This is a genomic window from Streptomyces sp. SID5785 (assembly GCF_009870065.1).
Classification (GTDB): Bacteria; Actinomycetota; Actinomycetes; order Streptomycetales; family Streptomycetaceae; genus Streptomyces.
In genome coordinates this window covers 1-2,911 of sequence record NZ_WWIA01000278.1, presented here as the reverse complement: position 1 = coordinate 2,911, position 2,911 = coordinate 1, and the positions used below count along the sequence as shown (strand labels likewise).

The 2,911-nt window shown below is 75.5% G+C and carries 3 protein-coding genes and 1 pseudogene; 1 reads left to right on the top strand and 3 read right to left on the bottom strand.

What is annotated here, in order from left to right; genetic code table 11:
• Nucleotides 1-222: 222 nt before the first annotated feature.
• The 3 genes from GTW43_RS08825 to GTW43_RS08815 all read right to left on the bottom strand — a co-directional run bounded on the left by GTW43_RS08825 (nt 223) and on the right by GTW43_RS08815 (nt 2,508).
• Nucleotides 223-1,116 carry a nitroreductase family protein gene (locus GTW43_RS08825; protein ID WP_161301069.1) on the bottom strand — a complete coding sequence of 298 codons (894 nt, stop codon included), beginning with the start codon at nt 1,114-1,116 and terminating at the stop codon, nt 223-225.
• Nucleotides 1,117-1,217: 101 nt separating this feature from the next.
• Nucleotides 1,218-1,814: a DinB family protein gene (locus GTW43_RS08820; protein ID WP_161301068.1), complete on the bottom strand. Its 597-nt coding sequence runs from the start codon at nt 1,812-1,814 to the stop codon at nt 1,218-1,220.
• 55 nt (nt 1,815-1,869) lie between these two features.
• Complete coding sequence (locus GTW43_RS08815) at nt 1,870-2,508, bottom strand: HD domain-containing protein (RefSeq protein WP_161301067.1); 639 nt, start codon at nt 2,506-2,508, stop codon at nt 1,870-1,872.
• Nucleotides 2,509-2,598: 90 nt separating this feature from the next.
• Here GTW43_RS08815 and GTW43_RS08810 point away from each other — a divergent pair.
• Nucleotides 2,599-2,911, top strand: a pseudogene (locus GTW43_RS08810) (hypothetical protein); the annotation flags it as partial.

The window sequence follows — 2,911 nt, the reverse complement described above, 5'->3', positions numbered from 1 at the left end:
TCGCGGCACCCGGTGTGCCGCGGTGCGAAGCCGCCGTACCCGACCCAACCCGCCGCACGCGTCCGCCGCAGTCCCGCGCCGCACGGCACGGTCGGCCACGCCCGCGCCGCCCGCGGGGACCCGTGCTGGTCAGTACGGTCGCCGTGGTCCTTCGGAGTGAAGTCCGGCGCGCCTGCGCCGAACAGGGCAGGACGTGTGCCCCGATGCCGCCGCCGGCACGGTTCAGTCCGCGAAGGACAGCACCTCGGTGACCGGGCGGCGCGGCGCGACCGGGCTGCGCGGACCGTAGCCGAAGCGGACGAGGACCTGCACCCGGCCCGTCGGCGGCCCCGTCGCGGCCCGCGCGTCACCGGCCGCCCCGTCCGCCCCGTCCGGCCACGTCCCCGGCCATGCTTCGGGAGGGGACAGCACCGACGAGGACAGCCCGTCGAGGGTGGCCTGGAGCAGCACGCGCTGCATCGCCTGACCGGCCCGCAGCCGGTCGGCCGGGGTGTCGCCGGACGTGCCGAGCAGGGCGAGCTGCGGATGCTCCTCGAAGGACTGACCGGCGGCGCCGTCCGTCGCCTCGAACGCCCCGGACGCCCGCACCAGCTCGCGCACCGACTCCTCGGGCAGACCGCCGGGCAGGACGAGCCGGCCGCCCTCGATCAGCGCGGACGCCCCGAGCCCGTCGAGCAGCTCGGGCGGGACACGCTCGTCCGTGAAGGGGGTGCGGCCGGCGTGCCGCTCGTGCAGCGCGGGCGCCAGCTCGGCCAGGCCGTCGTACGCGGCTCCCGCCCCGTCGGCGGGATCGGCCTGCGGCGCCGGATCGCCGCTCCCGTCCAGCCGCACGTCCGCGAGGTGCCAGGCGTCCGCAGGATCGGGCAGCAGCTCGACCCCGGCCCGGACGCCCTCCTGCGCGGCGGCGGCCCGCAGCCCGAACAGCGCGGCCCCGCACGCGAGATGCAGGGCGCGCCGGTCCGGCTCCCGCGGCGCCGGCTCCCCGTGCAGCTCGACGGTGCCGCTCGCCGCGCGGTGCACGAACCGCCAGGGTTGCGCGTTGTGCAGCGAGGGGGCGGTCACCGCCGCCTCGACCAGCGTGGACACCAGGGAGCGGGGCACAGACGTGGTGGACACGGTTCCTCCTGTCGGTCCGGCCCCCCGGGCACACGGCCCCGCCATTGTCCCTCCGGCGGTGCGCGGCCCGCACACGCAGCGGCGGGAGCGGACCCGGGCACTCAGCCCTGCCGGGCCTGCGCCTGCTTCGCGACGGCCTCCAGACGGTCGCGGTACTCCCGGTACCAGGCGGCGTCGCCCCCGTCGATGTCGCCGACGTCCCGGCGCAGGCCGACCTGGCCGTCGATGAGCTCGCGCACGATGTCCGCGTGACCGGCGTGCCGGTTCGTCTCCGCCGTCACGTGCAGCATGACGCGCTGGAGCGTGACGGCGCCCTTGTCGCCCCACCAGGCGACCTGGCCCGGGGCGTCGAGCGGCAGCGCCTCGATCGTCGCGTCCGCGTGCGCCCGCGCACGCTCGTAGAGGCCGAGGATCTCCGCACGCGACTCGTCGGCCGTCGCCCACATGTCGGCGTTCGGCGCGGCGCTGTCGTCGTACCACGGCAGAGCGCCCTCCCCGTGCGGGCGGCCGAACGTCGGCCCGAAGTACTCGAACTCGACACAGGACAGGTGCTTCACGAGCCCGAGCAGGTTGGTCCCGGTCGGGGTCAGGGGCCGGCGGACGTCGTACTCGGACAGTCCCTCCAGCTTCCACACGACGGTGTCGCGGACCGAGGTCAGATAGCGGTGCAGGTCGGCCTTGGGATCATGGGGCGTCATCCCGCGAGTCTCGCACCGCGGCCCGGCCCCCGTCGCCCGGATTTGGTCCGCGCGCTCACTCGGGCCACGGTGACGAGCGGATGACCTCGACGAAGTCACCCCGGACGAAGCCCGGCGCGAAGTGGCTGAGGACGTCGGCCTTCACCGTGCCGAACGTCGTCTCCGGGCGGTCCTGGACGCCCTCCGTGAACGCGGCGAGGATGCGGCGCTTGAAGTCGGGGCGTGGATGCGCGGCCGTGACCGCCGCGCGCTGCTCCTCGGTGACGGCGTCGTAGCCGATGCCCAGGACGTCGAGTTCGACCCCGCGCGTGACCAGGGCGATCTCGGGGGCCATGCGCAGCGGCACCTCCGGCGTGGTGTGCAGGGCGATCGCCGTCCAGACGCGGTCGGCGCGCTCGCCCGTGATGCCGTGCCGGTGCAGGAAGGCACGGGCCTCATCGGCCCCGTCGATCTCGAACCGCTGGTCGGTGCGGCGGTGGCCCTCGGTCAGCCCGAGGTCGTGGAACAGGGCCCCGACGTAGAGCAGTTCGGCGTCATGGCCGATGCCCTGCTCCCGGCCGCGCAGCGCCCCGAACAGGAAGACACGCCGGGAGTGGTCGTACAGCAGCGGCGACGCCGCGTCCCGGACGAGCTCGGTCGCCTCGCGCGCCAGCGCGCTGTCCGGGATCCGTACGCCTGCGATGACCTCGCTCATGACAGTGCTCCTGCCTCTCCTGGTGGGGCCGGCCCCTGCGGGTGCGGCCGGTGTCCCCTCCAGGCTCGGTCCCGGACGTACCCTGGTGCCATGTCCCTGGAGCCACCTGACCCACAGATCCGGACATCGGGGATCCGGGCCGCGCGGACCGCCCACCGGGTCGCGGTCCTCGTGTTCGACGGCGTGACCCTGCTCGACGTCAGCGGCCCCCTCGAGGTCCTCCACCAGGCGGGCCGACAAGGCCATCCGTACCTGCCCGTCCTGGTGTCCCCGCACGGCGGCGACGTCACGACGGCGTCCGGTCCCGTCCTGGCCCGGACCGTGCGGGCGGCCGACGCCGGAGCCGTCGACACGCTCGTCGTCGCGGGCGCCGACCTGCTCGCCGAGGACCCGGCCGACCCCA

Bases quoted from the DNA above. Each gene is read 5' to 3' on its own strand.
- GTW43_RS08820 (WP_161301068.1), bottom strand. From the start codon at position 1,814: ATGACGCCCCATGATCCCAAGGCCGACCTGCACCGCTATCTGACCTCG.
- GTW43_RS08815 (WP_161301067.1), bottom strand. From the start codon at position 2,508: ATGAGCGAGGTCATCGCAGGCGTACGGATCCCGGACAGCGCGCTGGCG.